The sequence below is a fragment of the Acidovorax sp. KKS102 genome, assembly GCF_000302535.1.
Taxonomy (GTDB): domain Bacteria; phylum Pseudomonadota; class Gammaproteobacteria; order Burkholderiales; family Burkholderiaceae_C; genus Acidovorax.
The window spans coordinates 1405125-1430876 of the sequence record NC_018708.1 but is presented as its reverse complement, the minus strand read 5'-3'; the positions used below and the strand labels follow the sequence as shown (position 1 = coordinate 1430876).

Sequence of the window (25752 nt, the reverse complement as noted above, 5' to 3'; positions counted from 1 at the left end):
TGAGGCCCCGCCGCAGCAGGGCCCTGCCTGCACCGTTACAGTGCAGCCCCATGACTCAAAAAATCACACCCGGCACGGCCGTGCTGCTGGTGATCCCGCCCCTGCTGTGGGCCGGCAACGCGGTGGTAGGGCGGCTGGTCCATGAACTGATTCCCCCCATCACCCTGAACTTCATCCGCTGGGTGCTGGCCTTTGCCATCCTGCTGCCCCTGGCCCATGGCGTGCTGCGCGCCGACAGCCCACTGTGGCCACACTGGCGCAGCTATGCGCTGCTGGGCCTGCTGGGCATCGGGGCCTACAACGCGCTGCAGTACATGGCGCTGCAGACCTCCACCCCCATCAATGTGACGCTGGTGGGGTCGAGCATGCCGGTGTGGATGCTGGCCGTGGGCGCGCTGTTCTTCGGCGCGGCCGTCACGCGGCGCCAGGTGCTGGGCGCGCTGCTGTCGGTGTGTGGGGTGCTGCTGGTGCTGAGCCGGGGCGAGTGGTCGCAGCTGCTGGCCTTCCGCCTGGTGCCGGGCGATTTGTTCATGCTGCTGGCAACCATCTCGTGGGCGTTCTACAGCTGGCTGCTGTCACGCACCAGCGAGCCCACCAGCATCCGGGGCGACTGGGCCGCGTTCTTGATGGCACAGATGGTGTTTGGGCTGGCCTGGTCGGGCAGCTTTGCGGGGGCCGAATGGGCCAGCGGGCGCACGCATATCGAATGGGGCTGGCCGCTGATTGCCGCCCTGGCCTTCATAGCTGTGGGGCCTGCTGTGCTGGCCTACCGCTGCTGGGGGGTGGGCGTGCAACGCGCCGGGCCTGCAGCCGCCGGGTTTTTCATCAACCTCACGCCCCTGTTTGCCGGGGTGCTGTCGGCGGCGTTTCTGGGCGACACGCCCAAGGCCTTTCACGGCGTGGCGTTTGCGCTGATTGTGGGCGGCATCGTGGTGTCGTCACGGCGCTGAAGGACGCAATTTTTGATCCAAACTGCCGGCAGCTCACGTATTGATTGCCTGAAGCGCTACACAAAAAGTAGCAAAAAGCGCTAGTTCCCTGAGACTGAGCCGATCAACCCGGGGCAGTGACCGTGGCGGCGGACTCGATCAACGCCTCCAGGTCGGCCACCGGGGTAGGCCGCCCCAACAGATAGCCCTGGAAGTACACACACCCGTGCCGGGCCAGGAAGTCCTTCTGAGCCTCGGTTTCCACCCCTTCGGCGATCACGTCCAGCTCCAGGTTGCTTGCCATGCCCAGGATGGTCTGCACGATCACATCGTCGGTGTGCCGCACCCCCAGGTTGCGCACGAAGGACTGGTCGATCTTGAGCTGGTCCAGCGGCAGCCGCGTGAGGTACGCCAGCGATGAATAGCCTGTGCCAAAGTCGTCCACAGAAAAGCGCACGCCCTTGGTCTTGAGCATGCCGATCTTGGCAATGGTGTCGTCCACGTTGTCCAGCACCAGCGATTCGGTGAGTTCGAGTTTGAGCAGGTGCGGCCGGGCGCCTGTCTCGCGCAGCACCTCCACCACGCGGGCCACAAAGTCGCGCTGCCGGAACTGCCGCGCGCTCACGTTGACCGACACCTGCAGGTGACGGTACCGCTCGTCCCCCTGCCAGGCCGCCAGCTGCTCGCAGGCCGTGCGCAGCACCCAGTGCCCCATGGGCACGATGAGTTCGCTCTCCTCGGCCACACCAATGAATTCGCCCGGGGCTACCAGCCCACGCTCCGGGTGCTGCCAGCGGATCAGGGCCTCGGCACCCACCATGCGACCATCCAGGTGGAATTGCGGCTGGTAGTGCAGCACAAACTGCCGCGCCGTGAGGGCCATCTGCAGGTCGGCTTCCAGCTGCGCGCGCATGCTGATGACGATCTGCATCTGCGGGTCAAAAAAGCACAGCGCGTTGCGCCCTTGCGATTTGACTTGGTACATGGCGATGTCGGCCTCCTTGAGCAGGTCCACCGACGATTGCAGGGTACCGCCCATCAGCGTGGCGCCAATGCTGGGCGTGCTGTGGTGCGCGTTGCCGCCCAGGGTGTAGGGCACGTTGAGTTTGCGCAGGATCTTCTCGCCCACCCGGCGCGCCTGGGCGGCGGCCTCGTCGCGGTGGACCGACAGGTCGCTGAGCATGACCACAAATTCGTCGCCCCCAAGCCGTGCCACGGTGTCCTCGCGCCGCACGCAGGTCTTCAGGCGCTGGGCCACCTGGCGCAGCAGCATGTCGCCGACCTCGTGGCCGCGCGTGTCGTTCAGGGTCTTGAAATGGTCCAGGTCCAGGAACAGCAGGGCGCCGTACTGGCCGCTGCGCACGCTGGCAGCAATGGCCTGCTGCATGCGGTCCATCAGCAGCCGGCGGTTGGGCAGGTTGGTCAGCGGGTCGTAGAAGGCCAGGCTCTCGATCTCGGTGCTGGCCTTGCGCAGCGCGGTCACGTCGTGGTAGCTGATGACGAGGCCCCCATCGGGCGTGGCGCGTTCGGTGATCTGAATGGTGCTGCCGTTGGCGTACGACTGCTCGCGTGGCTCGGGCTGGTGCTTTTGCCGCTCCAGGCGCTGGCTCACCCACCGCTTGCGCTCCTCGTCAGACAGGCGGGGCACATGGTGCTCCACCGTGGCCTCCAGCACCGCTCGGAACGGCATCAGGGGCGCGATCACGCCTTGCAGCCACGGAAGGATGGTTTCGAGCTGGCGATTCCACTGCACCACGCGCTGCTGGCTGTCCAGCAGCAAAAATCCGCTGACCATGGACTCCAGCGCCTGGTCCAGCGTCGCCTTGGACTGCGCGATGGCCAGGCGGGCCTGGGACATGCGGTCCACATACCGCAACGCCAGCACCCCGGCCGCAAAGATCATGGCAATGAACAGCGCGGTGGTCAGTGCAATCGCATCACGCTGTTCGCGCCAGCCGGCAAGCGCCGCGTCCAGCGGAATGCTGGCCGCAATGCGCAGGTCCTGGTACAGGATGGGCCGGAACACCACCAGCGAGGGCTCGCCCGTCAGTCGCGCCGGGGCTTGCCAAGCCAGGCCCTGGTCGGCCAGATTGCCAATGGGGGGCGCGAGCGTAGGCGCGGTCACGTCTTCGCGGTTGGGCACGCTCAGCAGCAGTTGCCCGGTGGCCCGCTCCAGCGTGACCTGCAGGCCGCTGATGTCCACGCCCTGCACCAGCACTGAGCTCAGGGCCGACACCGGCAGTTCGGCCACTGCCACCACCCGCGAGCTGTCGGCCATGCGCAGATGGCGCGCGAAGTACAACACCTTTTCGGAACTGGCAAAGCTCACCACCGGCGCGCTGACCATCAGGGTGGATACCGGTTGCTCCAGCACGCTCTCCAGAAAACCGGCTGGCAGTTGCACCGTCAGGCTGGCGCCCGCCGGGTCCGACGACGCCAACGCCTTGCCGCTACCGTCGAGCACCGCCACGTACCGCACCATGAGGTTCTGCCGCGCCGATCCGCGCAGCCGCTGGCTGGCCGTGTCGGGGTCCAGCCACTTGGGCATGGCGTTGGACAGGCCCAGCAATTCGTCCATGCTGGCCAGCAGCACGTCCACGGCGAGCAGGGAGCGGTTGAGTGCAGCCTCTGCACCGGCCACAAAACGCGTGGCCTGGGCCTCACTGTCGGCCAATGCGGCCTGGCGGGCGTTCCACGCCAGGGTGCCAGCCACCGCCACCACGGCCGCCACAAACACTGCGGCGCCCGCCCAGACGTAGGCCCTGATGCGCGAGGGGGCTGCGGACTCTGTCATTTCGCAGGCGCTGCCTGCAGGCCACGCGCCGGCCCGATGGTCTGGTTCCAGACCTGCGCACAGCGGGCGCCGCAACGCTGCACCCAGCGCGGCAAAACGGTGGATTCGAGGATCTCCTGGCGGCTGCGCTCATCCTGGGGGGACACCGACACCACCACCATGCTTCCCTTGGTGCCAGCGCTGCAGGTGGGTGCCCCCCGGTTGCAGGCCAGGCCATCGGCAGTTTCGCGCTCGGACTCGGCCCAGATGGCGGCCTCCAGGCGGGGCAGCTCCCGTTGGAGCAAGGTGCGCAAATCGGCCGGCAAGGCCGCCCAGGCGGCCTGGTTGGCCCCAAACACCGCAAGCCCCCAGGTGACCGGCAGGGTGTGCACGTGGGTGGTGATGGAAGGCAGGCCCAGGATGTTGCCGGACATGGTGCCGGTGATGGCGCATTCGGTATTGCCGGCCGTCAGACTGGGCACGATCTGCGAAAAACTGGTCAGCACCGGCACCCCGCCCAAGGCCCCCACAAAATCAGCCTGGCTGGCCGACGACACACGCACACGGCGGCCGGTCAGCTCAGACAAGGTACGCAGCGGCTTTTTGCAGAAGACCACCTGCGCCGGATACACGTAGATGGCGAGCGCCTCGACACCATGCTGTTCGCGCAGCGCCTTTTCGAGGTAAGGACGGAAGGCCGCCAGCGTGGTCTTGAGCGTGGCAATGTCGGGGTTCACCCCCGCCAGGTCGGGCGCGGTGTATTCGGGGTATTGCGCCGTGAAGGAGCTCATCAGGGTGGTGCCGAATGGAACCACCCCCAGCTGCAACAGCCGCAGCATCTCGGCCCCGGGCACACCGGCACGGTCAAAGGGCACGATCTCGGCCTGGAAGCGTCCGGCGCTCAGGCGTGACAGCTCTTTGGTCCAGAAAGGTTCTTCCTGCCGGATGTACTGACTGATGCCCGCCAGCCCGCCCACGATGCGCAGCCGATAGGGTGCCGTCGCAGTGCTGTTTGCACCGGGCGCGCTGGCGGCGCCAGCCGCCTGCACAGCCCCAGCCACACCCAGCGCCAGACACAGCACGGTGCAGTGGCGTTTCAGGCGCGGCAGGATGGATGTGTGGGCAGGATGCATGGCGTCGGGCGATAGCGGGCGCTGGCCCGCAGTATTCCACCAATTATTCAGCGCTCCGGTAAAGCTGTCGGCAAAACACCACGACTGCCTCCCGTTCTGCAAAACCTCTGCGGCGGGTCAGCCCGCAGACCACGCCGGGCCCGAGCTGCCTCAGAACGTGCCGGGATAAGCCCCGCCGTCGGCCAGCACGTTCTGCCCCGTCATGTAGCCCGCTTGCACGCTGCACAGGAAGGCGCAGATGGCGCCAAACTCTTCCGCCGTGCCGTAGCGCCCGGCCGGAATCTGTGCCTGCTGGGCAGAGCGCACGTCCTGAACGCTCTTGCCCGCCTTGCTGGCAGCCGCATTGACGGTGGCGGCCAGGCGATCGGTATCGAACTTGCCGGGCAGCAGATTGTTGATGGTCACCCCGCGCGCCGCGACCTTGCTGCGGGACACGCCCGCCACAAACCCCGTGAGACCACTGCGTGCGCCGTTGGACAGGCCCAGGATGTCGATGGGTGCCTTCACGGCGCTGGAGGTGATATTGACGATGCGGCCAAACCCCCGCGCAGCCATGCCATCCACGGTGGCCTGAATCAGTTCGATGGGGGTGAGCATGTTGGCGTCCACGGCCTTGATCCAGGCATCGCGGTTCCAGTCGCGGAAATCGCCGGTGGGCGGCCCCCCTGCGTTGGTGACCACGATGTCGAAGTCCCGCCCCGGTCCTCCGGCCACCGAGAACACTGCCGCACGCCCCTCGGGGGTGGTGATGTCGGCCGCCACGGCCAGCACCTGCGGACTTGGGCCCTTCTGGCCGCTGGCGCCCGTTGCAGCCGCGCCTTCAGCTATCAAACGGGTAGCAGCCTGGTTCAGCGCCTCTGCATTTCGGGCGTTGATGACCACATTCACACCCTCCCGCACCAGAGCCTGCGCGCAGCCATAACCCAGCCCCTTGCTCGCGCCACACACCAGCGCCCATTTGCCTGCAATACCCAAATCCATAACAATCTCCGGTTTCACGCTGCGAGCCGCAGCCACAACAAATCATAAGTGGAGAGATACAAAATGATTCGGCTGCACTGCAGAGCCCTGGCCTCTTGGCTGGCATCGGCCGCGATGGCCTTACTGCCCTTGTTGGCTGCCCCCGCACATGCCCAGGAGGCAGCCGTAGTCAAACGCGCGACCCAGCTGAGGGACAGTCCCGCAGAAAGCGGTGCCAGCGTGGCGCCCCTGGAAGCCAATGCGGTGGTCACGCGAACCAGCGAGCGCAAGGGCCCATGGACCAAGGTCAGCACCCCCCAAGGCGCCACAGGCTGGGTTCACATGTTTGACCTGGGCCCTCAGTCCGGCGCTGCACCCACCAGTGGAAACGCCGCCACCAGCGGAATTCGCGGTTTGGGAAGCCTGTTTGGCAACAACAGCGGCAGTACCGCCACCGCCACCTCCACCGTGGGTATCCGGGGTCTGGGCGCTGAAGACATCGCGAAGGCACAACCCAACCCTGCGGCGGTGACCCAGGCCGAGGGTCTGCGCGTGAATGCCGACCAGGCCCGCCAGTTCGCCAGCAATGCGTCGCTGCAGCCACGCAACGTCGCCCCGCTGGCCGAACCGCCCCGGCCCTCCTCCAGCGGCGGATCGGGAGCGACAGGCTCGTCCAACAATCCGTCCGACCCCAATTTCAGCCCCAACTGAGCGAGAGCTGCCATGCGCCTGCCCCATTCCCTTCCCCGCATCCGGCTGATCGCAACGGCCTGCACCGCCCTGGCCCTGACCCTGCTGCCCAGCCAGGGGCAGAGCCAGGGAGTCATGAACCTGCTCAACGCCCTCGGTGGCGGTGGCAGCACCACCAGCAACACGGGCGGCGGCCTCCTGGGCGCTATCACCGGCGGGGGCGCACCCGCAGGCCAGGGGGATGACCTCATCAGTATGCTCACCCGTTCGGTCGAGAGCATTGACGAGCCCCGCGAGATCGAGATCGGCCGGCAGCTGTCGGCCGTGCTGCTGGGCAGCAAGCCCTTGCACCCCGACATGGCGCTGCAACGCTACGTGAACCAGTTGGGACGCTGGATCAGCCTGCAATCCCCCCGCCCCAACCTGCCCTGGACGTTTGTGGTGCTGGACGACCCCGGCTACAACGCCTTTGCGGCCCCAGGGGGTTATGTGTTCGTTACCAAGGGGCTGATTGACCGTTGTGCCGACGAGGCCGAACTGGCGGGCATCCTCGCCCACGAAATCACCCATGTCACGGCCAAGCACCACCTGCTGGCCATCCGCAAGACGGCCCAATCCGGCATGCTGACGCAGTTGTTGGCGTCGCAGATCAAGACCAACGCTGTGGGCAACATGGTGGCCTCGCAATTTTTGGCACTGGGACGCAACTTGTATGCGCGCGGCCTGGACCAGACCGATGAGTACGACGCCGACCGCACCGGCGTGGCCCTGGCCACCCGTGCAGGCTTCGACCCCTACGGACTGGTGTCGGTGCTGCAGCAGCTGCGCACCGCCACGCCAGACAACCCGGCGTTCACGCTGGCACTGGCCACGCACCCACCAGCACAGGCTCGCCTGGAGCAGCTGGAGCTGGCCATGGGCAAGAACCTCGATGGTTTCACCGGCACGGCCCCCGTGACGGTAGCCCAGCGCATGAGCCCCAAGGCAGCCCCTGCTGCTGCAGCGGTGCCGTCACCCACAGCACCTGCTGAGGCGCCAGTCCGCAAAGCAGCCCCAAAGAAGAAGACGTCGTAAAGACCAACCAGACTGCCCCTATCCCAGGACCCGAGAGGGCTGCGGGATGGGGTCTGTCAGGGCCTGCGCGCCATGCGGGTGAAAATGAAAATGCCCGTCATCACCAGCACCGTCCCCGCAGCCACCCACGCCGTGAAGGGCTCCCCCAAAATCCACACGCCCATGAGGATGGTGGACAACGGGCCCACCATGCCGGTTTGAGCGGCCATGCCCGCGCCAATGCGCTCGATGGCCATCATCACCATCAGCACAGGCGCGGCCGTGCAAAGGGTGGCGTTGAGCACCGACAACCAGATCACCTCCGGGGCCACCACCGCAGCACTCAATGGGCGCAGCACCACAAACTGCAGCAGGCAGCACAGGCATGCCACCGTGGTCGCCAGCCCCACCAACCGCAGCGAACCGAGGCGCTGCACCATCTCACCGCTATAGACCAGGTAGATGGCGTAACTGACTGCGCTCAGGAACACCAGCAACGTGCCCCACGCGGCGTTGGTGCCCTGCAGGTTGGCCTCGTGCCCGAAGACCAGCACCACGCCGCTGTAGCTCACCAGCATGCCGGCAGCCTGGGCCCAGCGGATGCCACGCCCATACAGCATCCAGCCCAGTAATACGACCAGGGTGGGGTTGAGGTACAGGATCAGCCGCTCCAGGCTGGCGCTGATGTAGGCCAACCCCGCAAAGTCGAGAAAACTCGCCAGGTAGTAGCCCGTGACCCCGAGGCCCAGCACGCCCAGCCAGTCCTTGCGGGTAAGCGGTGGCTTGCCCCGACTCGCCCACCACGCCATGACGGCAAAGATGGGCAGTGCAAACAGCATGCGGTACATGATGAGCGTGACCGCATCCACCCCATAGCGGTAGGCCAGCTTGACGATGATGGCCTTGCCGCTAAAGGCGATGGAGCCTAGGAATGCCAGCACCAGGCCGGTCGCAATGCTCTTCTTTTCAGTGGTCACGGATATGCAGGGGTGCGAATCGCCCGGTGGATGGTCTGCCGGTCAAAGGGCGTCAGAAAGGTGCACCCAGTGTGACACGATGCGACGGCAGCAGGCCATCGAACCTCTGTGCGGGCGACCCCTTGATCAGCGATGGCGCACGGGTTCAACGAGTTCCCGCGCAGTCCGGCCGATCACCACCTGCGCCCTCAGCGGTGTTTGTGGAACACCCGCTGGTGCAGGCGCCGCAGTGACCACCACACCCCGGCCGCCACCACGGGAATCGCCAGGGCTGCCGTGGTCTCCGGCGACAACGGCCACCCCAGCTTTTGCGCGCCCTTCGCCAGATAGCTGACGAGCCCGACGATGTAATAGGTAATGGCCGCCACGGACAAGCCCTCCACCGTGGACTGCATCTGCAACTGCAAATCCTGCCGGTGGTTCATGGTGGTCAGCAGCGCCTGGCTGCTTTGCTGCTGCTCGATCTCTACCCGGGTGCGCAGCAGGTTGCTCATGCGCGATACCCGCTGCGACAGCGCATCCTGCCGCCGGGTCGCCCACTCGCAGGTGCTGCGCGCGGGGGTCAGGCGCCGGTCCATGAACTCGCGGATGGTCTGCATGCCCGCCAGACGCGACTCGGCAATGTCCTGGATGCGGCGGTCCAGCAATTCAAAGTAGGCGCTGCTGGCCGAGAAACGCGAATGTGTGGCTGCGTATTGGCTCTCCACCTGCCCAGCCAGGCGCGTCAGCCGGTCCAGCAAAGCAGGCTCGTCGTCGCGGTTGGCTGTGCGGATGGCTTCAGCCAGCGCCGCCAGTTCACGCTCGGCAAAGGCCAGCACGCTGGCTGCCTCGCGGGCGGCCGGCAGGCCCAGCAAAGCGGCCATGCGGTAGGTCTCTATCTCCAGCAGGCGCTGCACCAAGCGCCCCAGGCGCCTGGGTGTCATACCACCCGCTAGCAACACCATGCGCGAGAAACCGTCGGCATGGATCGCGAAGTCGGTGTACACCTCGCCATGGCCATCGGCCACGGTGGACGCCACCAGCGTGTCCTCATGCAGCACATGCTTGACCAGCGAGCCCGAGCCAAACGTATGGGTGGGCAGCACCCAGAGGTTCAGACTGCACAGGCACTGGCCCGGCAACGCGGCCAGCCAGTCGCGGGGCACGGAGTCCACCGCACTGACCGGCTCCCGCTCTCCAAAAGCCTCGACCGGCGCCGGGACCATGAAGGTCCAGGTGACAAACTCGGTGTGCAGCTCCCACCGCAGGCGAAAAGCGCCCAGATCCATGCGCAGGTGGGTGGTCTGTGCATCAGGCAGCGCCATGTGATGGTCCCGCAGCAGCGCGGCCACATGGGCCCGGCTCGCCTCGCGACCGGCGGCATCGGCCAGCATGACGACGTGTGCGATGGCCAGCGGCGCATTCATCGCCTCGGGCGGGCGGGCGTGGATTTCGTTGTGCAGCATCGCCCGGTGGGGATGCTGCGTGGGATGAAAGGGTGTGGACATGCGGACCTCTGCCCGCAATTGTGTACCGCCGACAGCCGTGCCATGTGGACGCCACTGCCCAAAAAACAACGGCACCCGAAGGTGCCGTTGGTCAGGGTGAGAAAGTCCGCAGAGAAGGATCAGTCTTCCACGAAGGCTTCTTCGCGCTTGTTCTTCACGGCGGGCAGCAGCACGATGATGAGCAACAAAGCCGCAGCAGCCAGCAGACCAGCCGACAGCGGACGAGTGACAAACACGCTCCAGTCGCCACGCGACAGCAGCAGCGCACGGCGCAGGTTCTCTTCCATCATCGGGCCGAGGATGAAGCCCAGCAGCAATGGTGCAGGCTCGGTGCCCAGCTTGTGGAAGATATAGCCCACCAGACCGAAGCCACCCACCATCCAGATATCCCAGGTGTTGTTGTTGGTGGAATACACACCCACCGCGCAGAACAGCACGATGGACGGGTACAGCCAGCGGTAAGGCACGGTGAGCAGCTTGATCCAGATACCGATCAGCGGCAGGTTCAGGATCACCAGCATCGCATTGCCGATCCACATCGAGGCGATCAGGCCCCAGAACAGTTCGGGGTTGCTCGTCATCACCTGGGGACCAGGCTGGATGTTGTGGATGGTCATGGCACCCACCATCAGCGCCATCACGGCGTTGGGAGGAATACCCAGCGTCAGCAGCGGGATGAACGAAGTCTGCGAACCGGCATTGTTGGCCGACTCAGGGGCCGCTACGCCGCGGATATTGCCCTGACCAAAAGGCACCTCACCAGGGTGCAGTTTCGTTTTCTTCTCGATGGTGTAAGCAGCGAAGGCAGAGAGCAACGCACCGCCGCCAGGCAAGATACCCAGGGCTGAGCCCAATGCAGTACCACGCAGCACTGCAGGAAACATGCGCTTGAAATCTTCCTTGGTCGGGAACAGGCCCTGCACCTCGGCTGTAAACACTTCACGGTCTTCATCAGGACGCGACAGGTTGGCGATGATTTCACCGTAACCGAACACGCCCATGGCGATGGTCACGAAGCCGATGCCGTCGGTCAGCTCAGGGATATCGAAGCTGAAACGGGCCACACCCGAGTTCACGTCGGTACCCACCAAGCCCATCAGCAGGCCCAGCACGATCATGGCCACCGCCTTGAGCAGCGAACCCGAGGCCAGCACCACGGCACCGATCAGACCCAGCACCATCAGCGAGAAGTATTCGGCAGGACCGAACTTGAACGCGACTTCCGTCAACGGAGGCGCAAAGGCCGCCAGGATCAGCGTACCCACGCAACCTGCGAAGAACGAGCCCAAACCTGCAGCCGCCAGCGCGGGCCCCGCCCGGCCCTTGCGGGCCATCTGGTAGCCGTCGATCACGGTCACCACCGACGAAGACTCACCGGGCAGGTTCACCAGGATGGCGGTGGTCGAACCGCCGTACTGGGCGCCGTAGTAGATACCGGCCAGCATGATCAGCGCAGCCACGGGGGGCAGCGCATAGGTGGCGGGCAACAGCATGGCGATGGTCGCCACGGGGCCGATGCCTGGCAGCACGCCGATCAGCGTACCGAGCAAACAGCCGACAAAACAGTAAATCAGGTTCTGGAAGGTGAACGCAACACCAAAACCCAACGACAAGTTGTTAATCAAATCCATGGTCGGTGCTCCTGCTTAACCTGCGATGAAACTCGGCCACACAGGAAACTGCAGCTTGAGCGCCCACACAAAAGCCACATAGCTGCCGATGGCGAGCACGGTGGCCAGAACAAACACACCCTTGGCATTGAACTCATTGCCAGCCAGGCTGGAGATGAAGGTCAGTGCATAGATGCCCACGATGAGACCCATGGCCGGGATGCCCAGGCTGGGCAAGCCGCCCAGCAGAATGCCGAAGGCAAAGTTGGCTGCCAGGATGAAGAACAGCGGCTTCCAGGCCCATTTGCCGATCTTGTCGCCATCGGCGGTTTCCACGGTCATCGCCTTGAAAGTGATCACCAGACCAATGATGGCCAGCAAAATGCCCAGCAGCAACGGGAAGTAGCCAGGGCCCATGCGCGCGCCGGTCCCTACGTTGTAGGTGGTCGCGCCCCACGCAAATGCGGTACCGACGCCCATGAACATGAGCCCGGACGCAAAGTCTTTGTTACTCTTGATTTTCACGAATTGTCTCCTTGACGGAATTCTCGACTGCGCGATTGTGCTGGCAAGGAGGGGGCGGCGCGATGTGGATTCCACCTACATCCGGTAACGCCTGGCAAGCATGCACCACCGGGCGAGTCGCCCAGGAGACTGTCTCGAAAACCACTCTGGAAGACGGCTGGCCAACCGCAGAGGAATGACCGCCCCTCCCCTTCGCTCACTCCAAGGGCGGTGTGGCGGCAATCACCTCCTCCATCGTGGTCAGCCCCTCGGCCACGCGCAGCGCGCCCGCCAAGCGTAGGGGACGCATGCCGTCCTGCACAGCCTGCCGACGCAGCACATCAATGGAAGGCGCCTGGGTGATCTTGTCCTTGAGCGCCTCACTGACGGTGAGCAATTCATACAGCCCCATGCGGCCTCGGAAACCGCCCATGCGGCAATCCACGCAGCCGACCGGCTTGTACGGGTGGTAGCTGCCGCTGATCTTCCAGGGCTTGACCACCTCGGTCAGCGCCTCGCGACTTGCGGACTCGTCCTTTTGTTTGCACTGCTTGCACAGCGTGCGCACCAGCCGTTGGGCCAGCACACCCAGCAGGGTGGCATTGATGAGGTATGACGGCACCCCCAACTCCATCATGCGGGTGATGGCGCTGGGCGCATCGTTGGTGTGCAAGGTGGAGAACACCAGGTGGCCGGTCAGCGCGGCCTGGATGGCCATCTCGGCAGTCTCCAGGTCACGGATTTCGCCCACCATGATGATGTCGGGGTCCTGCCGCATGAGGGCGCGCAGGCCTTCGGCAAAGTTGAAGTCGAGCTGCGGCTGCACCTGGGTCTGGTTGAAGCTGGGCTCGATCATTTCGATCGGGTCTTCCACCGTGCTCACGTTGACCTCTTCGGTCGCCACCCGCTTCAGGGTGGAGTACAGCGTGGTCGTCTTGCCCGAGCCTGTGGGACCGGTCACCAGGATGATGCCGTGCGGGCGCTTGACCAGCGCCTCCCAGCGCTGTGCATCGTGCTGCGCAAAGCCCAGGGCGTCCAGGTCCTTGACCGCGTTGTCGGGGTCGAAAATGCGCATGACCATCTTTTCGCCAAACGCCGTGGGCAGGGTGGACAAGCGCATTTCCACCTCTTCGCCCCGCTGGTTGCGCGTCTTGATGCGGCCGTCCTGGGGGCGGCGCTTTTCCACAACGTCGATGCGGCCCAGCAGCTTAATGCGGGCCACCATGGCGTTGTGCACACCCATGGGCATCTGGTAGACCGGGTGCAGCACACCGTCGATGCGAAACCGGATCACGCCCTGGTCGCGGCGCGGCTCCAGGTGGATGTCGCTGGCACGCTGGTCAAACGCGTACTGCCAGAGCCAGTCCACCACCTTGACCACACCCTGGTCGTTGGCGTCGAGCTGCTTGTTGCTCTTGCCCAGCTCCACCAGTTGCTCAAAGCTGCTGCCCCCCGAGTTGCCGCCAGCCTTCTGCGCCGCGCGCACCGACTTGGCGAGTGCAAAAAATTCGGCCGTGAAGCGGTGAATGTCCTGCGGGTTGGCCACCACCCTGCGCACAGATCTGCGTGACTGGCGCTCCACCTCGGCCACCCAGTCGTCGATGAAGGGCTCGGCCGTGGCCACCACCACTTCTTTGCTGGTCACCTGCACGGGCAGCACCTTGTGGCGTTCCGCATAGGTGGCGCTCATGCTGTCGGCCACACGGCCCACATCCACCTTGAGCGGGTCGATGCGCATGTAGGCCAGACCCGCCCGCTGGGCCAGGTACTCAGTCAGCGCCTCGATGTCGAGCGGCTTGCCGTCGCTCGCACGCTCCATGGCCACGTTGGCCAAGCGCACCAAGGCGTGCTGAGAGCTCTCGGCCTGCGAACAGCGGCCCACGGTGCGCTGCGCTTCCTCGTGCGAGATCACCTTGTCATCACTGAGCCACTGCACCACACGGCGCCAATCCACAGGCCCAATGTGCGAAGCCGATTTCAGCCGTTCCGGCGTCACGACGGGAGCATTCATTGCAAGAATCCTTTCAAGGCTTCACGGGCTTGAACACCCGCAGCCATTTGGAAGTGGGCAGGTCCCAGCGCGCCTGGATCGCTTCAGCCTTTTCGGCCAGCTCCGCGCGCTTGGGCCGCGTGGGGGTGCGCTGCGCCAGCACCACCGTGTTGCCTTCGCGTGTGGGCTTGAACGCCCAGAGCGCATCGTCGCCAAACGCTCGCGCCATGCTCTGCAGGCTGCGGTCAAAGCTCGACGCGCGGCCGAACAGGTTCACGGTCATGCAGCCTGTTTCCGTGAGCAGCGCGCGGCAGTCGGCATAAAAGTCGGGGCTGTCGAGCACGGGCGCCGCAGCCTCGTGGTCGTACAGGTCCACGGCCAGCGCATCCACCGTTCCCAACCACATGGGGTTCTGGATCTCCTTGGACGCGTCGGCCAGCACCACGCGCAGCTTGGGGCCGTCGGGCGGCAGCTTGAACCACTGGCGGCACACGGCCAGCACCTGTGGGTTCAACTCAATGGCGGTGGTGCAGATGCGCAGCTTCTTGTGGCTGAACTTGGTGATGGCACCCGCCCCCAGGCCCAGCTGCATGGCATGGCCCTTGGACACCTGCGCTAGGTCGGCAAACAGCAGCCAGGCCATCATGCGCTGCACGTACTCCAGCTCCAGGGCAAAGGGCTCATCGATGCGCATGGAGCCCTGGATCCAGGGTGTGCCCAGGTGCAGGTGGCGCACTTCGCCATCGTCAGACACGCTGACTTCCGGCAGCTCTTGCAAGGTTTCTTTTTTACGGGCCATTCACAGCAATCCGTGCCGGGCCATCACATCGGCCCAGGCGGTCAATTTACGTTCAAAACTCCAGGAGGCGTTGGCCGGGCTGGTCGATGGCAGCCGCACGGCCTCGATGGGTCGTGCGCCTGACCTCCCCCCATCATGCAGCAAGCGCGTCGGCTGCCCGGCAGCCCCCAGCGCGGCGAGCGCCGCCGGGGCGTGCCGGAAACTCTCCGCACCGTTGTGCGCCAGCGCGGCCAGCTGAGGGCACACACTGCGCAGCGCGGCAAAGTCGTTGAGCCGGGCGTTGCGGATGCTGGTGTCCAGGCTGCCCTCGCGCTCGCAGCTCTGGTACACGTCCCACAGACCCAGGCCGCGATCCAGCAGCCAAGCGCAGCGGTCCGCATAGCCCTCAGGCCCGGCCGGGGGCAACGGATGCTGGGGCCACAAGGCCTGCAGAATCTTCCAGAAGTGGTTCTGAGGGTGCGCGTAGTACTGGCGGGCTTGCAATGACGCAGCCCCCGGGAAACTGCCCAGCACCAGCACCACGGTGCGCGCACCGGCCACTGGCGGCAGGCCCAGCCAGCGCGTGGATGGGCCGACGGCGTCAGGAGCGGCGGCCACAGACGGATCGGCGGCAACAGGGGCTGGAGGCATGGGGCAATTTTGGCCCCAAAGGACGGTCAGTCCCGTCCGGCAGCACAAAAAAGATAGCTGTCGGCCCTTTGCCACAGGGCGTCGAACTCCCAAATTTCTCCCCATTCATCTTTCTTGCCGGTCTCTCATCCGCCCTGCGATGGCCGCGCGTCTGCCAGCAGACTCTCCAGCCGGGGCAACGCGGCCAACGCATTGGCCCGGGTGCTGCCAGCCAGCGCCTCCACAGGCTGGCCGCGCAGCTGGGCCACCACGGCCGCAATGCCGGGTAGTTCCCCCGGGCTGTTGCGGCCCTGGGGCTGCCCGGCAGCGCGCTCTGCGGCCGTGGTGTAAAGCCAGTGGGGGGGAATGTCGGGCGCATCGGTCTCCAGCACCAGCGCATCGCCGGGCAGCTCGGTGGCCAGGCGGCGCAGCTGCAGGGCGCGGTCATAGGTCACCGCACCGCCAAATCCCAGCTTGAAGCCCAGGCCAATGAACGCCTGCGCCTGCTGCAGGCTGCCATTGAAAGCATGGGCGATGCCACCGCGCACCGGCACATCCCGCAGGCCCTTGAGCAGCTTGTCGGCAGAGCGTCGCACATGCAGGATCACCGGCAGGTCAAACCGCCGAGCCAGCTGCAGCTGCGCGCGGTAAAACCGCTCCTGGCGCACCGGGTCGAGGCCGGGCACAAAGTAATCGAGACCGATTTCGCCAATCGCCACCAGGCGTGGGTCTGCGTGGTGCTGCTCCAGATACCGGGCCAGATGCTGCAGGTCCTCCTCCTCGGCGCGCCCTGTGCAGAGGGGATGAATGCCCAGCGCATAGCTGTCCCCATGCTGGTGCGCCAGCGTCCGCACGGTGTCCCAGTTGCTGCGCTCTACCGCCGGAATCACGCAATGGCAGACGCCTTGCGCCGCCGCCTGGGCGCGTACCGCGCTGCGGTCGGCATCGAATTCGGGGGCGTCGAGGTGGCAGTGGGTATCGATCCAGGCGGTCATGCGCCGATGATGCCCGATGCCGTCTGCAAAGGCTGCGCTCGTTGGGGGCTGTGCGCCTGTGTAGCCCTGCATGTGCATTTGCCGGCAAACCGTGCTACTGTCATTTGCGTGCGCCAAGCCCTGGCGTGTACGAGCAAAGGTGACAGGATGCCCCGGCCCGCCCTCTACAGCAGCTCCCGCTCCGCCCGCAGCCGCACGCCTGCGGTCATGGACGCCACCGAAGCCGTGGCCTCCACAGCGCCGCCCGCAGATGATTCGCCAGCGACGAACGCCGCCACCGCTGCGTCCACGCCCCCGAATTCCCGCGCATTCAAACGCCAGCTGGTCGCCCTGTGGGCCATCGTGGTGCTGTTGGCGGGCTTATTGATAGCCAGCGCCTGGCATAACACCCGCAGCCCCGCCCGCAAGATCACCCAGGACGACATCGACGCGGCAGTGCTGCGCACGCTGGAGACCACCACCCCGCCCTCTGCCGCCGCGCGGGCTGTGGAGAGCATCGGCCCCTCGGTGGTGCGCGTGGTGGGCTACGGGCGTAGCAAGAACGGCAAGGAAGAGGTCGAGCGCGGCATTGGCACGGGCGTGGTCATCGTAGACAAGGGCGTCATCCTGACCAATCTGCATGTGGTGGCGGGCTCAGACCGCATCGGCATCACCTTCCACGACGGACTGGAGACCACGGCCAGCATCACCGGCGTGCAACCCGAAAACGACCTGGCCGTGCTGCAGGCCCACAAGGTGCCCGATGACCTGGAGGCTGCCACCCTGCGGTCCACCCAAAACCTGCGCCCGGGCGACCATGTGGTGGCCGTGGGCTTTCCTTTTGGCATCGGCCCCTCGGCATCGGCGGGGGTGGTGTCCGGCCTGCAGCGCGAATTCACATCGCCCGAGGGCAAGCGCCAGCTCAGCAATTTGATCCAGTTTGACGCGGCCGCCAACCCGGGCAACTCGGGCGGTCCGCTGGTGACGCTGGACGGCGAGGTGGTGGGCATCGTCACCGCCATACTCAACCCCACCCAGGCGCGCACCTTCATCGGCATCGGCTTTGCAGTGCCCATCGAAAACGCAGCGTCTGCCGTCGGCATGCCCCCGTTCTGACCGCACACCGCCCCACCATCACCACCTTCCTACCCGCCATCGCAAGGAGCCCCATGTCGTCCAGCACATCGCCCAATGCATCGAACGCTGCCACCGCCACGCTGATGGAACAGGTGCTCTACGAGGTCAAGCGCGTGGTGGTCGGGCAAGACCGCTTTCTGGAGCGCGTCATGGTCGCCATGCTGGCCCAGGGCCACCTGCTGGTCGAAGGCGTGCCGGGCCTGGCCAAGACGTTGACGGTGAAGACGCTGGCCAGCACCATCCAGGGCAGCTTCAAGCGCATCCAGTTCACACCCGACCTGGTGCCCGCCGACCTGGTGGGCACCCGCATGTACAACCAGAAGACCGGGGAGTTCAGCACCACGCTGGGCCCGGTGTTCACCCATCTGCTGCTGGCTGACGAAATCAACCGTGCGCCCGCCAAGGTGCAAAGCGCGCTGCTGGAGGTGATGCAGGAGCGCCAGGTGACCATTGCGGGCGAAACGCACAAGGTGCCCGAGCCCTTCCTGGTGATGGCCACGCAGAACCCCATCGAGACCGAAGGCACCTACGCGCTGCCCGAGGCCCAGGTGGACCGCTTCATGATGAAGGTGCTGCTGGGCTACCCCACCGAGGAAGAAGAGTTCGTGATCGCCCAGCGCGCGCTCGATGTGCCCGTGCAAGTGCTGCCCGTGGCCACCACGGCGCAGCTGGCGGCGCTGCAGGCCGAATGCCGCACCGTGTATGTGGACCCGTCGATGCTGCAGTACGCCGTGAAGCTGGTGGCCGCCACTCGTGAGCCCGCACGGCATGGCCTGAAAGACCTGGCCAGCTACATCAGCTGCGGCGCCAGCCCGCGCGCCACCATCGCCCTGGCCGAGGGCGCCCAAGCCCTGGCCATGCTGCGCGGGCGCAACTATGTGCTGCCCGAAGACATGGTGGACCTGGCCGCCGATGTGCTGCGCCACCGCGTGGCACTGTCGTACGAGGCGCTGTCCGAGGGGCTGGATGCCGATGCGCTCATCCAGCGCATCATGGCCAAGATCCCGGCACCGGCGCGCCCCTTGCACCACGAACAAAAGGCCGCCTGAGTCCACCCGCTATGACCAGCAAGCCAGCCGAAACCTCCGCCACAGTGCACACCCTGCCCACGCTGCCCGGGCAGGCCGACCGGCTACTGCGTGAACTGGAGTGGAAGGTGATCCGCCGCCTGGACGGCCTGCTGCAGGGCGACTACCGCACGCTGATGCGCGGCAGTGGCTTGGACCTGACCGACCTGCGCGAATACCAGCCACACGACGACGTGCGCCACATCGACTGGAACGTGACCGCGCGGCTGAACACGCCCCATGTGCGCGTGTTCACCGAAGACCGCGAAATGTCGGCCTGGTTTCTGCTGGACCTGAGCCCATCCATCAGCTTCGGCCCCACCGGCCATGCCAAGCGCGACATCCTGACCGGCTTTGTGGCCGTGCTTTCGCGTCTGCTCACCCGCCACGGCAACCGTGTGGACGCCGTGCTGTACGGCGGCGCCCACCCGCAGGCAGCACGCGCGGTGGACGCCGTGCTGCCCCCGCGCAGCAGCCGTGCCCATGTGCTGCACCTGGTGCACAAGCTGCTGCCCTCCAAAACCCCGGTGCCACCGCACAAGACGGGTGGCGGCGCTACTGAGCTGCACCGGCTGCTGCAGACCGGACTGGCCACGCTCAAGCGCCGGTCCACCGTGTTTGTGGTGTCCGACTTCATCAGCGCGCCTGGGTGGGAAAAGCCCCTGGCCCAGCTGGCCCAGCGGCATGACGTGGTGGCCGTGCGCCTGCTCGACCCGCTGGAGCTGGAGCTTCCCGATGTGGGCCTGGTCACGCTGCGCGATGCCGAAAGCGGCGAGCAACTGCAGGTGGACACACACGACGCGGGCTTTCGCCGCCGCTTTGCCCAGCTGGCCGCCGACCGCGAGGCCGCGCTGCGCGAAGGCCTGACCCGCGCGGGCGCCGACACGCTGGAGCTGTGCACCGACGACGACTTGGTCGATGCCCTGCTGCGGTTCATGGACCTGCGCCAACGCCGGGTGCGGGCGCACAGCAATCCTCTCGTGCCCGTATCGGCATCGGCATCCGCAGCCCCTGCCGCACAGGCAGCCGCCGCCTGACAGATCGATGGATTGATTAGTTAGTCACCCGCCGCACACGCTGTACTCGCCACCAAGGACACACACCATGGTTTTTCTCTGGCCCACCCTGCTTTGGCTGCTGCTGGCGGTGCCCCTCCTGGTACTGCTGTACTGGTGGCTGCTGCACCGGCGCAAGAAAACAGCGCTGACCTACTCCAGCCTGTCCCTGGTGCGCGAGGCCATGGGCCCCAGCCAGCACCTGCGCCGCCACATCCCGCCCGCGCTGTTCCTGCTGGCCCTGGTGGCCCTGCTGCTGGCCGCCGCGCGCCCGCTGGCCGTCATCACCCTGCCCTCGCAGGACCAGACCATCATGCTGGCCATGGACGTGTCGGGCAGCATGCGCGCCGCCGACGTGGAGCCCGACCGCATCACCGCCGCCCAGAACGCCGCCAAGGCCTTCATCGCCGACCTGCCGCGCCATGTGCGCGTCGGCATCGTGGCCTTTGCCGGCAGCGCCCAGCTGGCCCAGCTGCCCACCCAGAGCCGTGAAGACCTGGTCAAGGCCATCGACAGCTTCCAGCTGCAGCGCGGCACGGCCACGGGCAACGGCATCATGCTGTCGCTGGCCACGATCTTCCCCGACGCGGGCATCGACATCGCCGCACTGGGCGGCCGCCAGGCCATGCGCCCCAGGCCCATCGAAGAGCTGGGCAAGCAACAAGACCCCGCCAAGACCTTCACGCCCGTGGCCCCGGGCTCCTACAACTCGGCCGCCATCATCATGCTGACCGACGGCCAGCGCACCACGGGCGTGGACCCGCTGGAAGCCGCCAAGTGGGCGGCCGACCGGGGTGTGCGTGTGTACACGGTGGGGGTGGGCACGGTGCAGGGCGAGACCATTGGCTTTGAGGGCTGGTCGATGCGCGTGCGGCTGGACGAGGAAACGCTGAAGGCGGTGGCTGCGCGGACCAATGCCGAGTACTTTCATGCGGCGACGGCGGCAGACCTGAAGAAGGTGTACGAGACGCTGAGCTCGCGGCTGACGGTGGAGAAGAAGGAGACGGAGATTTCTTCTTTGCTGGCGTTGCTGGGGGCGGTGCTGGCGTTGGTGGCGGCAGGGTTGTCGGTGTGGTGGTATGGGCGGGTGATGTGATTTTTTGGTGATTTTGGCTGGATGCGCCAGTGGGATATGCGCTGGCAGCTATGCTTTTTGAAGCACTCTCCCTCCGTGCAAAGGGCTGTGTGCCTGGTTGACGGCATGCCTCGGTTGAGGGCGGAGGCCGGGAGTCGCCCGGCGTGCGAGTAACTTTCTTTCGCGTCGCCGAAAGAAAGTCACCAAAGAAAGGGCGACCCTACTGCGCGCGTCCCTTCGCTGCGCTACGGGCAACCTGCGATGCTCGGACAGAGGGTGCGCCGCAGAACTCACTGCGCGCTACGCGCTCCGTTCAAACAACTGCGGCAAGTCAGTGCACGAAGTGCGTGTGTCCTTCGGCACACGCACGCACCCCCTGCCCTGCGCTTCTCGGCACGCGCAGAAGGGAACCCCAAACGGACATCCACACGGGCCATTGCTTCGCTGCGCTGCGCTCGGCCCCGTTTCGCGGGCGCAAGCGCCACGCGCTGCGCAAACTGGGCCGAGCGCAGCGATGGCCCGAATGGATGTTGGCTGTTCGGTTGTCCCACCCCTGCTGGCTGCGCCTGCGGCGGGGCGGTTGTGGGGTGGCACGCGCGTCGGAGCGCGCGTGCTTCGTGCTCTGACTCGCCGGGGCTGTCCGAGCGGCGCGCGCCAGCGCAAAGCGAGTTCCACGGCGCACCCCGCAACCGCCCCGCCGCAGGTTTGCCCCGGAGCGAAGCGCCGGGGTCGCAGACTGGGGGTCGCCTTTTCTTTGGTGACTTTCTTTTGGCGAAGCAAAAGAAAGTTACTCGCACGCCGGGCGACTCCCGGCCTCCGCCCTCAACACAGGCAAGCAGCCCAATCAGCGCAACGACCAGATACTACAAAATCAATAGCTACCATCGCATATCCCACTAGCGCATCCAGCCAAAATCACCCCAAAACCCCAGACACCAACCTCATCACCCGGTCACACCGCGCCGCCAGCGACTCATCGTGCGTCACCATCACAAACGCCGTCCCCTGATCCCGCGCCAACTGCAGCATCAAGTCAAACACCCCGTCAGCCGTACTCCGGTCCAGATTGCCCGTAGGCTCATCCGCCAGCACACACGCAGGCCGCGTCACCAACGCCCGCGCAATCGCCACCCGCTGACGCTCACCGCCCGACAGCTCGGCCGGCCGGTGCATCAGCCGCTCCTTCAAGCCGACCGACGACAGCACACGCTCCGCCTCGGCATGACACTGCGCCAGCGGCAGACGGCGAATGCGCAACGGCATGGCCACGTTGTCCAGCGCGCTGAACTCCGGCAGCAGGTGGTGAAACTGGTAGATAAAGCCCAGGTGCTGATTGCGCAGCTGCCCCTGGCGCTCCGCCGACAGCGACGACATCTCCTCGCCCTTCAGGCGCACGGTGCCCGCCGTGGGTGCGTCCAGCCCGCCAAGCAGGTGCAGCAAGGTGCTCTTGCCCGAGCCCGAGGCGCCCACGATCGCCAGCGTTTCGCCCGCATGAATCTGCAGGTCCACGCCCTTGAGCACGGTCACGTCCAGGCGGCCTTCGGTAAAGCGTTTGGTCAGGCCCTTGGCTTCCAGCACCACGGTGTTGTTTACAGCATTCATCTCAGTGATCCATGGCATGAAACTGGCGCTCGCCAGGTCGGGGCAGCCGCGCAAGGGCCGCCCCGCCGCGCTGGCTGCGTCCCTCTGCCCGCATTGCGCAGCAATGCGAGAGCGGGGGGAAGACGCGGAGCGTCTCAGGGGGGTGTTTCTCATCATTCATAACGCAGCGCCTCGGCAGGATTCACACGGCTGGCGCGCCAGCTGGGGTACAGGGTGGCCACAAAGGCCAGCACCAGCGAGATGACCGCAATGGGCACGATGTCGCTGCTCTGCGGCTCGCTGGGCATCTTGCTGATGAGGTAGATGTCCTTGGGCAAAAAGCTCGCGTTCAGTGCGCGCTCGATGGCCGGCACGATCACGTCGATGTTGAAGGCGATGCCAAGGCCCAGCAGCAGGCCCACCAGCGTGCCGATCACGCCCACCATCGCGCCCTGCACCACAAAGATGCCCATGATGCTCTGGGGGCTGGCGCCCAGCGTGCGCAGGATGGCGATGTCGGCGCGCTTGTCGGTCACCGTCATCACCAGGGTGGAGACCAGGTTGAACGCCGCCACGGCCACGATGAGCGTGAGGATGATGAACATCATGCGCTTTTCGAGCTGCACTGCGGCGAACCAGGTGCGGTTCTGCTGCGTCCAGTCGCGAATCAGCAGCTGACCGCTCAGGGACTGCGCCAGCTGCTGCGCCACTTCGCGGGCCTGGTGCAGGTCCTTGAGCTTCAGGCGCACGCCCGTGGGGCCTTCCAGGCGGAAGATGCGCTGCGCGTCCTCATGGTGCAGCAGCACCAGGGCCGAGTCGTATTCGTAGTGGCCCGAGTCAAACGTGCCCGCCACCGTCATCTGCTTGAGGCGCGGCACCACGCCTGCGGGCGTCACCTGGCCGGCGGGCGCAATCAGCGTCACCGGGTCGCCCACCCGCACGCCCAGGGCGCGGGCCAGCTCGCCCCCCAGCACCACGCGGAACTCGCCGGGCACCAGCAGGTTCAGCGTCTTCTCGTTGGTGGCGGCCAGGTCGGTCACCGCGCCCTCCAGGGCCGGGTCGATGCCGCGTACCAGTGCGCCTTTCATGTCTTCGCCGCGCGCCAGCAGGGCCTGGGCCGCCACAAAAGGAGCGGCACCGATCACGTTCGGGTTCTTCTTGGCCTCGGCCAGGGTCAGCGCCGGGTCGGGCAATGCGGCCCCCAGGGGCGCAAAGATCTCGATGTGCGAGACCACGCTCAGCATGCGGTCGCGCACGTCTTTCTGAAAGCCGTTCATCACCGACAGCACGATGATCAGCGCCGCCACCCCCAGCGCGATGCCCAGCATGGACACGCCCGAGATGAACGAGATGAAGCCATTGCGCCGCGTGGCGCGGCCCGCGCGGGTGTAGCGCCAGCCCAGGGCCAGTTCGTAGGGGATTTTCATTAGTTATCGAGACTCCGTGAAACTGGGTTTTTCGCATTCATCATGCAGGTGGCGCATCCACCTGATCCATGCCTTCGGCATTGACCTGTGTCGGGAAGACCTCTGCCAATCGATCAAGTTTTTCCTTGACCTCGGCAGGAATTGCTGCCGGAGGCACGAATGCGACTAGCCGATGCAGTTCGCCTTTTCGCAAAAGCAGCCCTCCGCCTAATCGCGCCGCCAACTCACGAAAAAATTCCTCAGCGAATGTGCTCAATTTACGCCGCTCGGTTTTGGCCTCCCAAAGCACTCTTGACGCCTCCGTGCCCGCCTGGCGCCAAACATCGAAGTCAGCTTGCGCGCCATCAAAGACCTGCTCCAATACCAAGGCATCTAGCACTTCGTCAATCGCAGTCAGTGTCTGCTGAGCAAAGAGATCATCTGCTGGATAGTGACTCACGGCATACCTTCGAAGCAGATCCGGAGTGATGAAGTAGTTTTCAGCCTCGTACCGCTTCCAATAGACGATCTTTAGCGGCCCATCAAGCACGTTCTGCTTTTCCCGACCATCGTTGTCCAAGATGGCAAGGCCTCGCAATTCCGGCAAGAGATTTCGCAATCCATTGAAGTGCTGCTGGGGCGTTACACCAAATCCCCCCTCCACTCGCTCCAACTCGGCTTCGAGGTTTCTATCCGGGTAATTGTTTTGCACATAGAAGGAATTAATCCGTTCATCCCACTGCCGAGCAATCGGGTGATCCAGCCGCTCAGCGAGGGCGCGCAACATATCCACATCGGTGCCGCCCTCAACGTACAACACATATCCACGCTCGCGCGCCTTTACATAGTGCTCGGCACCGAAGTGCTTGAGGCTGTTGCGAATATCCTGCTTTCGGGCCAGATCATCGGCTCGCCCATCCAAAAGCAAAGTCAGATTGATATCCAACGCCTCGTCGAGGATGACCTCAGAGTGCGTCACCACCACCACCTGCGATCCATTCTCGCTGGCTATATCCCGGAGCAATACGTACACTTGCTTCTGACGCAATATTTCCAGATGCGCGTCGGGCTCGTCCACCAATAGAACGCTGCCCTTGTGCGAATACAGATACGCGAAAATTAGAAGCATCTGCTGGAAGCCTCGCCCTGCTGAGGACACGTCCAACGCCTCTTTCACTCCTGGCTGGCGATACTGCAACTCCACGCTTCCACGAGTGGTTTCTTGTGGGTCAGACAACGCGACGTTGAATAACCGCTGCATCAAGGAAGCGACCCGATGCCAGTCATCCTTGGAAGATCGGTGCACTATCAGGCACAGATTTCGAAGCACCTGCGCCGTCTGCCCCTGCCCCAGCAAAACGTCAATTCGTCCGGGCTGCAACAAAGGCTCTTCAGTTTCTAAACCTGACATCGGGTACAGCAGCTCCACCCGAAGCGCGGCAGCATGTTTCATCAACGGCAGGTCACCCGCAACTGCCGGGTCGGGATGGCAGTAAACCAGTTCGTCGCCCTGATTGCGAAAACGCATCGACAGCGCTACGACTTTTCCCTGGAACTCGACACCCACGGTGATAACCAGATAAATGTCCTTGTTGCCAGTTCGAACCTGGGTGTTGTGCCAGAAAAACCTAGCGCGCTGCACAGGCACAGCCACGATGTTCAGCCGATTGAGCGCCGTAGCCGTACGCTCTTTGGCAGTGGAGTCTTTGCGCACGTCATACCAAGTACGTACAGCTTGGGACCAAAGTGCTAGAGCCTGAATCGCACTGGTCTTGCCACAATTGTTGGGTCCGATGAGTACCGCCGGATGGTCTAACTCAATGCGCTGTTTGCCACCGAAGCGCTTGAAGTTCTCAATCTCGAGGTAGTGCAACAGCCGCATGGGGATACTCGCCGTAGAGTGAATTCAGTAAACCGGCGATTGTGGCATCCCGGACAATAGA

At 65.1% G+C, this 25752-nt stretch carries 21 protein-coding genes; 7 read left to right on the top strand and 14 right to left on the bottom strand.

All coding sequences use genetic code 11. From position 1 onward, the window contains the following. Positions 1-50: 50 nt before the first annotated feature. On the top strand, positions 51-950 hold the full coding sequence (locus tag C380_RS06505; protein ID WP_015013065.1) for a DMT family transporter: 900 nt from the start codon (positions 51-53) through the stop codon (positions 948-950). A 103-nt stretch (positions 951-1053) separates the two neighbouring features. Here the strand turns inward: C380_RS06505 and C380_RS06500 are convergent, their stop codons facing one another. The 3 genes from C380_RS06500 to C380_RS06490 form a co-directional block, all read right to left on the bottom strand. After that, positions 1054-3723 (bottom strand): EAL domain-containing protein, encoded by a 2670-nt coding sequence (locus C380_RS06500; RefSeq protein WP_015013064.1) that lies wholly within the window; start codon positions 3721-3723, stop codon positions 1054-1056. Then, the gene (locus C380_RS06495; RefSeq protein ID WP_051022507.1) at positions 3720-4835 is read right to left on the bottom strand and encodes a TRAP transporter substrate-binding protein; all 1116 of its coding nucleotides are present in this window, start codon (positions 4833-4835) and stop codon (positions 3720-3722) included. The genes C380_RS06500 and C380_RS06495 overlap by 4 nt, the downstream gene beginning before the upstream one ends. 150 nt (positions 4836-4985) lie before the next feature. Then, positions 4986-5816 (bottom strand): SDR family oxidoreductase, encoded by an 831-nt coding sequence (locus tag C380_RS06490; RefSeq protein WP_015013062.1) that lies wholly within the window; start codon positions 5814-5816, stop codon positions 4986-4988. A gap of 63 nt (positions 5817-5879) precedes the next feature. Between C380_RS06490 and C380_RS06485 the strand changes: the two genes are divergently transcribed. Both C380_RS06485 and C380_RS06480 read left to right on the top strand, forming a co-directional pair. Next, positions 5880-6506 (top strand): SH3 domain-containing protein, encoded by a 627-nt coding sequence (locus C380_RS06485; RefSeq protein ID WP_015013061.1) that lies wholly within the window; start codon positions 5880-5882, stop codon positions 6504-6506. Between the two features lie 12 nt (positions 6507-6518). Further along, complete coding sequence (locus tag C380_RS06480) at positions 6519-7559, top strand: M48 family metalloprotease (protein WP_015013060.1); 1041 nt, start codon at positions 6519-6521, stop codon at positions 7557-7559. Positions 7560-7615: 56 nt separating this feature from the next. Here C380_RS06480 and C380_RS06475 read toward each other — a convergent pair whose 3' ends face one another. From C380_RS06475 to C380_RS06440, 8 genes are all read right to left on the bottom strand, one after another. Then, positions 7616-8515, bottom strand: a complete 900-nt coding sequence (locus tag C380_RS06475) for a DMT family transporter (protein WP_015013059.1) — start codon at positions 8513-8515, stop codon at positions 7616-7618. A gap of 188 nt (positions 8516-8703) precedes the next feature. Then, positions 8704-10002, bottom strand: a complete 1299-nt coding sequence (locus tag C380_RS06470) for a DUF3422 family protein (protein WP_043565213.1) — start codon at positions 10000-10002, stop codon at positions 8704-8706. Positions 10003-10121: 119 nt separating this feature from the next. Continuing rightward, positions 10122-11633, bottom strand: a complete 1512-nt coding sequence (locus C380_RS06465) for a tripartite tricarboxylate transporter permease (RefSeq protein ID WP_015013057.1) — start codon at positions 11631-11633, stop codon at positions 10122-10124. A 15-nt stretch (positions 11634-11648) separates the two neighbouring features. Next, positions 11649-12137, bottom strand: coding sequence for a tripartite tricarboxylate transporter TctB family protein (locus C380_RS06460; RefSeq protein WP_015013056.1), 489 nt, complete (start codon positions 12135-12137; stop codon positions 11649-11651). A gap of 196 nt (positions 12138-12333) precedes the next feature. Next, positions 12334-14127, bottom strand: coding sequence for a GspE/PulE family protein (locus C380_RS06455; RefSeq protein WP_015013055.1), 1794 nt, complete (start codon positions 14125-14127; stop codon positions 12334-12336). Positions 14128-14140: 13 nt separating this feature from the next. Then, positions 14141-14905, bottom strand: a complete 765-nt coding sequence (locus C380_RS06450; protein WP_015013054.1) for a hypothetical protein — start codon at positions 14903-14905, stop codon at positions 14141-14143. Next, a complete protein-coding gene (locus C380_RS06445; protein ID WP_015013053.1) occupies positions 14906-15535 on the bottom strand; it encodes a DNA-deoxyinosine glycosylase in 630 nt (209 codons plus the stop codon). Positions 15536-15660: 125 nt separating this feature from the next. Beyond that, positions 15661-16509, bottom strand: a complete 849-nt coding sequence (locus C380_RS06440; protein ID WP_015013052.1) for a TatD family hydrolase — start codon at positions 16507-16509, stop codon at positions 15661-15663. Positions 16510-16656: 147 nt separating this feature from the next. On the opposite strand from C380_RS06440, the gene C380_RS06435 reads away from it, so the two are divergent. The 4 genes from C380_RS06435 to C380_RS06420 all read left to right on the top strand — a co-directional run bounded on the left by C380_RS06435 (position 16657) and on the right by C380_RS06420 (position 20843). Then, positions 16657-17604: a S1C family serine protease gene (locus C380_RS06435; RefSeq protein WP_015013051.1), complete on the top strand. Its 948-nt coding sequence runs from the start codon at positions 16657-16659 to the stop codon at positions 17602-17604. 53 nt (positions 17605-17657) lie between these two features. After that, positions 17658-18674 (top strand): MoxR family ATPase, encoded by a 1017-nt coding sequence (locus C380_RS06430; protein WP_015013050.1) that lies wholly within the window; start codon positions 17658-17660, stop codon positions 18672-18674. 11 nt (positions 18675-18685) lie between these two features. Beyond that, the gene (locus tag C380_RS06425) at positions 18686-19729 is read left to right on the top strand and encodes a DUF58 domain-containing protein (RefSeq protein ID WP_015013049.1); all 1044 of its coding nucleotides are present in this window, start codon (positions 18686-18688) and stop codon (positions 19727-19729) included. Between the two features lie 67 nt (positions 19730-19796). After that, complete coding sequence (locus C380_RS06420; protein ID WP_015013048.1) at positions 19797-20843, top strand: VWA domain-containing protein; 1047 nt, start codon at positions 19797-19799, stop codon at positions 20841-20843. Between the two features lie 894 nt (positions 20844-21737). Here C380_RS06420 and lolD read toward each other — a convergent pair. The 3 genes from lolD to C380_RS06405 form a co-directional block, all read right to left on the bottom strand. Further along, complete coding sequence (gene lolD, locus C380_RS06415) at positions 21738-22424, bottom strand: lipoprotein-releasing ABC transporter ATP-binding protein LolD (protein WP_015013047.1); 687 nt, start codon at positions 22422-22424, stop codon at positions 21738-21740. A 152-nt stretch (positions 22425-22576) separates the two neighbouring features. After that, positions 22577-23830 (bottom strand): lipoprotein-releasing ABC transporter permease subunit, encoded by a 1254-nt coding sequence (locus C380_RS06410; RefSeq protein WP_015013046.1) that lies wholly within the window; start codon positions 23828-23830, stop codon positions 22577-22579. Between the two features lie 40 nt (positions 23831-23870). Next, complete coding sequence (locus tag C380_RS06405; protein ID WP_015013045.1) at positions 23871-25691, bottom strand: ATP-dependent endonuclease; 1821 nt, start codon at positions 25689-25691, stop codon at positions 23871-23873. Positions 25692-25752 lie beyond the last annotated feature (61 nt).

Bases quoted from the DNA above. Each gene is read 5' to 3' on its own strand.
- C380_RS06485 (WP_015013061.1), top strand. From the start codon at position 5,880: ATGATTCGGCTGCACTGCAGAGCCCTGGCCTCTTGGCTGGCATCGGCC.
- C380_RS06505 (WP_015013065.1), top strand. From the start codon at position 51: ATGACTCAAAAAATCACACCCGGCACGGCCGTGCTGCTGGTGATCCCG.
- C380_RS06425 (WP_015013049.1), top strand. From the start codon at position 18,686: ATGACCAGCAAGCCAGCCGAAACCTCCGCCACAGTGCACACCCTGCCC.
- C380_RS06495 (WP_051022507.1), bottom strand. From the start codon at position 4,835: ATGCATCCTGCCCACACATCCATCCTGCCGCGCCTGAAACGCCACTGC.
- C380_RS06410 (WP_015013046.1), bottom strand. From the start codon at position 23,830: ATGAAAATCCCCTACGAACTGGCCCTGGGCTGGCGCTACACCCGCGCG.
- C380_RS06490 (WP_015013062.1), bottom strand. From the start codon at position 5,816: ATGGATTTGGGTATTGCAGGCAAATGGGCGCTGGTGTGTGGCGCGAGC.
- C380_RS06455 (WP_015013055.1), bottom strand. From the start codon at position 14,127: ATGAATGCTCCCGTCGTGACGCCGGAACGGCTGAAATCGGCTTCGCAC.
- C380_RS06430 (WP_015013050.1), top strand. From the start codon at position 17,658: ATGTCGTCCAGCACATCGCCCAATGCATCGAACGCTGCCACCGCCACG.
- C380_RS06420 (WP_015013048.1), top strand. From the start codon at position 19,797: ATGGTTTTTCTCTGGCCCACCCTGCTTTGGCTGCTGCTGGCGGTGCCC.
- C380_RS06470 (WP_043565213.1), bottom strand. From the start codon at position 10,002: ATGTCCACACCCTTTCATCCCACGCAGCATCCCCACCGGGCGATGCTG.
- C380_RS06465 (WP_015013057.1), bottom strand. From the start codon at position 11,633: ATGGATTTGATTAACAACTTGTCGTTGGGTTTTGGTGTTGCGTTCACC.
- C380_RS06445 (WP_015013053.1), bottom strand. From the start codon at position 15,535: ATGCCTCCAGCCCCTGTTGCCGCCGATCCGTCTGTGGCCGCCGCTCCT.
- C380_RS06435 (WP_015013051.1), top strand. From the start codon at position 16,657: ATGCCCCGGCCCGCCCTCTACAGCAGCTCCCGCTCCGCCCGCAGCCGC.
- C380_RS06450 (WP_015013054.1), bottom strand. From the start codon at position 14,905: ATGGCCCGTAAAAAAGAAACCTTGCAAGAGCTGCCGGAAGTCAGCGTG.
- C380_RS06440 (WP_015013052.1), bottom strand. From the start codon at position 16,509: ATGACCGCCTGGATCGATACCCACTGCCACCTCGACGCCCCCGAATTC.
- C380_RS06480 (WP_015013060.1), top strand. From the start codon at position 6,519: ATGCGCCTGCCCCATTCCCTTCCCCGCATCCGGCTGATCGCAACGGCC.
- lolD (WP_015013047.1), bottom strand. From the start codon at position 22,424: ATGAATGCTGTAAACAACACCGTGGTGCTGGAAGCCAAGGGCCTGACC.
- C380_RS06500 (WP_015013064.1), bottom strand. From the start codon at position 3,723: ATGACAGAGTCCGCAGCCCCCTCGCGCATCAGGGCCTACGTCTGGGCG.
- C380_RS06405 (WP_015013045.1), bottom strand. From the start codon at position 25,691: ATGCGGCTGTTGCACTACCTCGAGATTGAGAACTTCAAGCGCTTCGGT.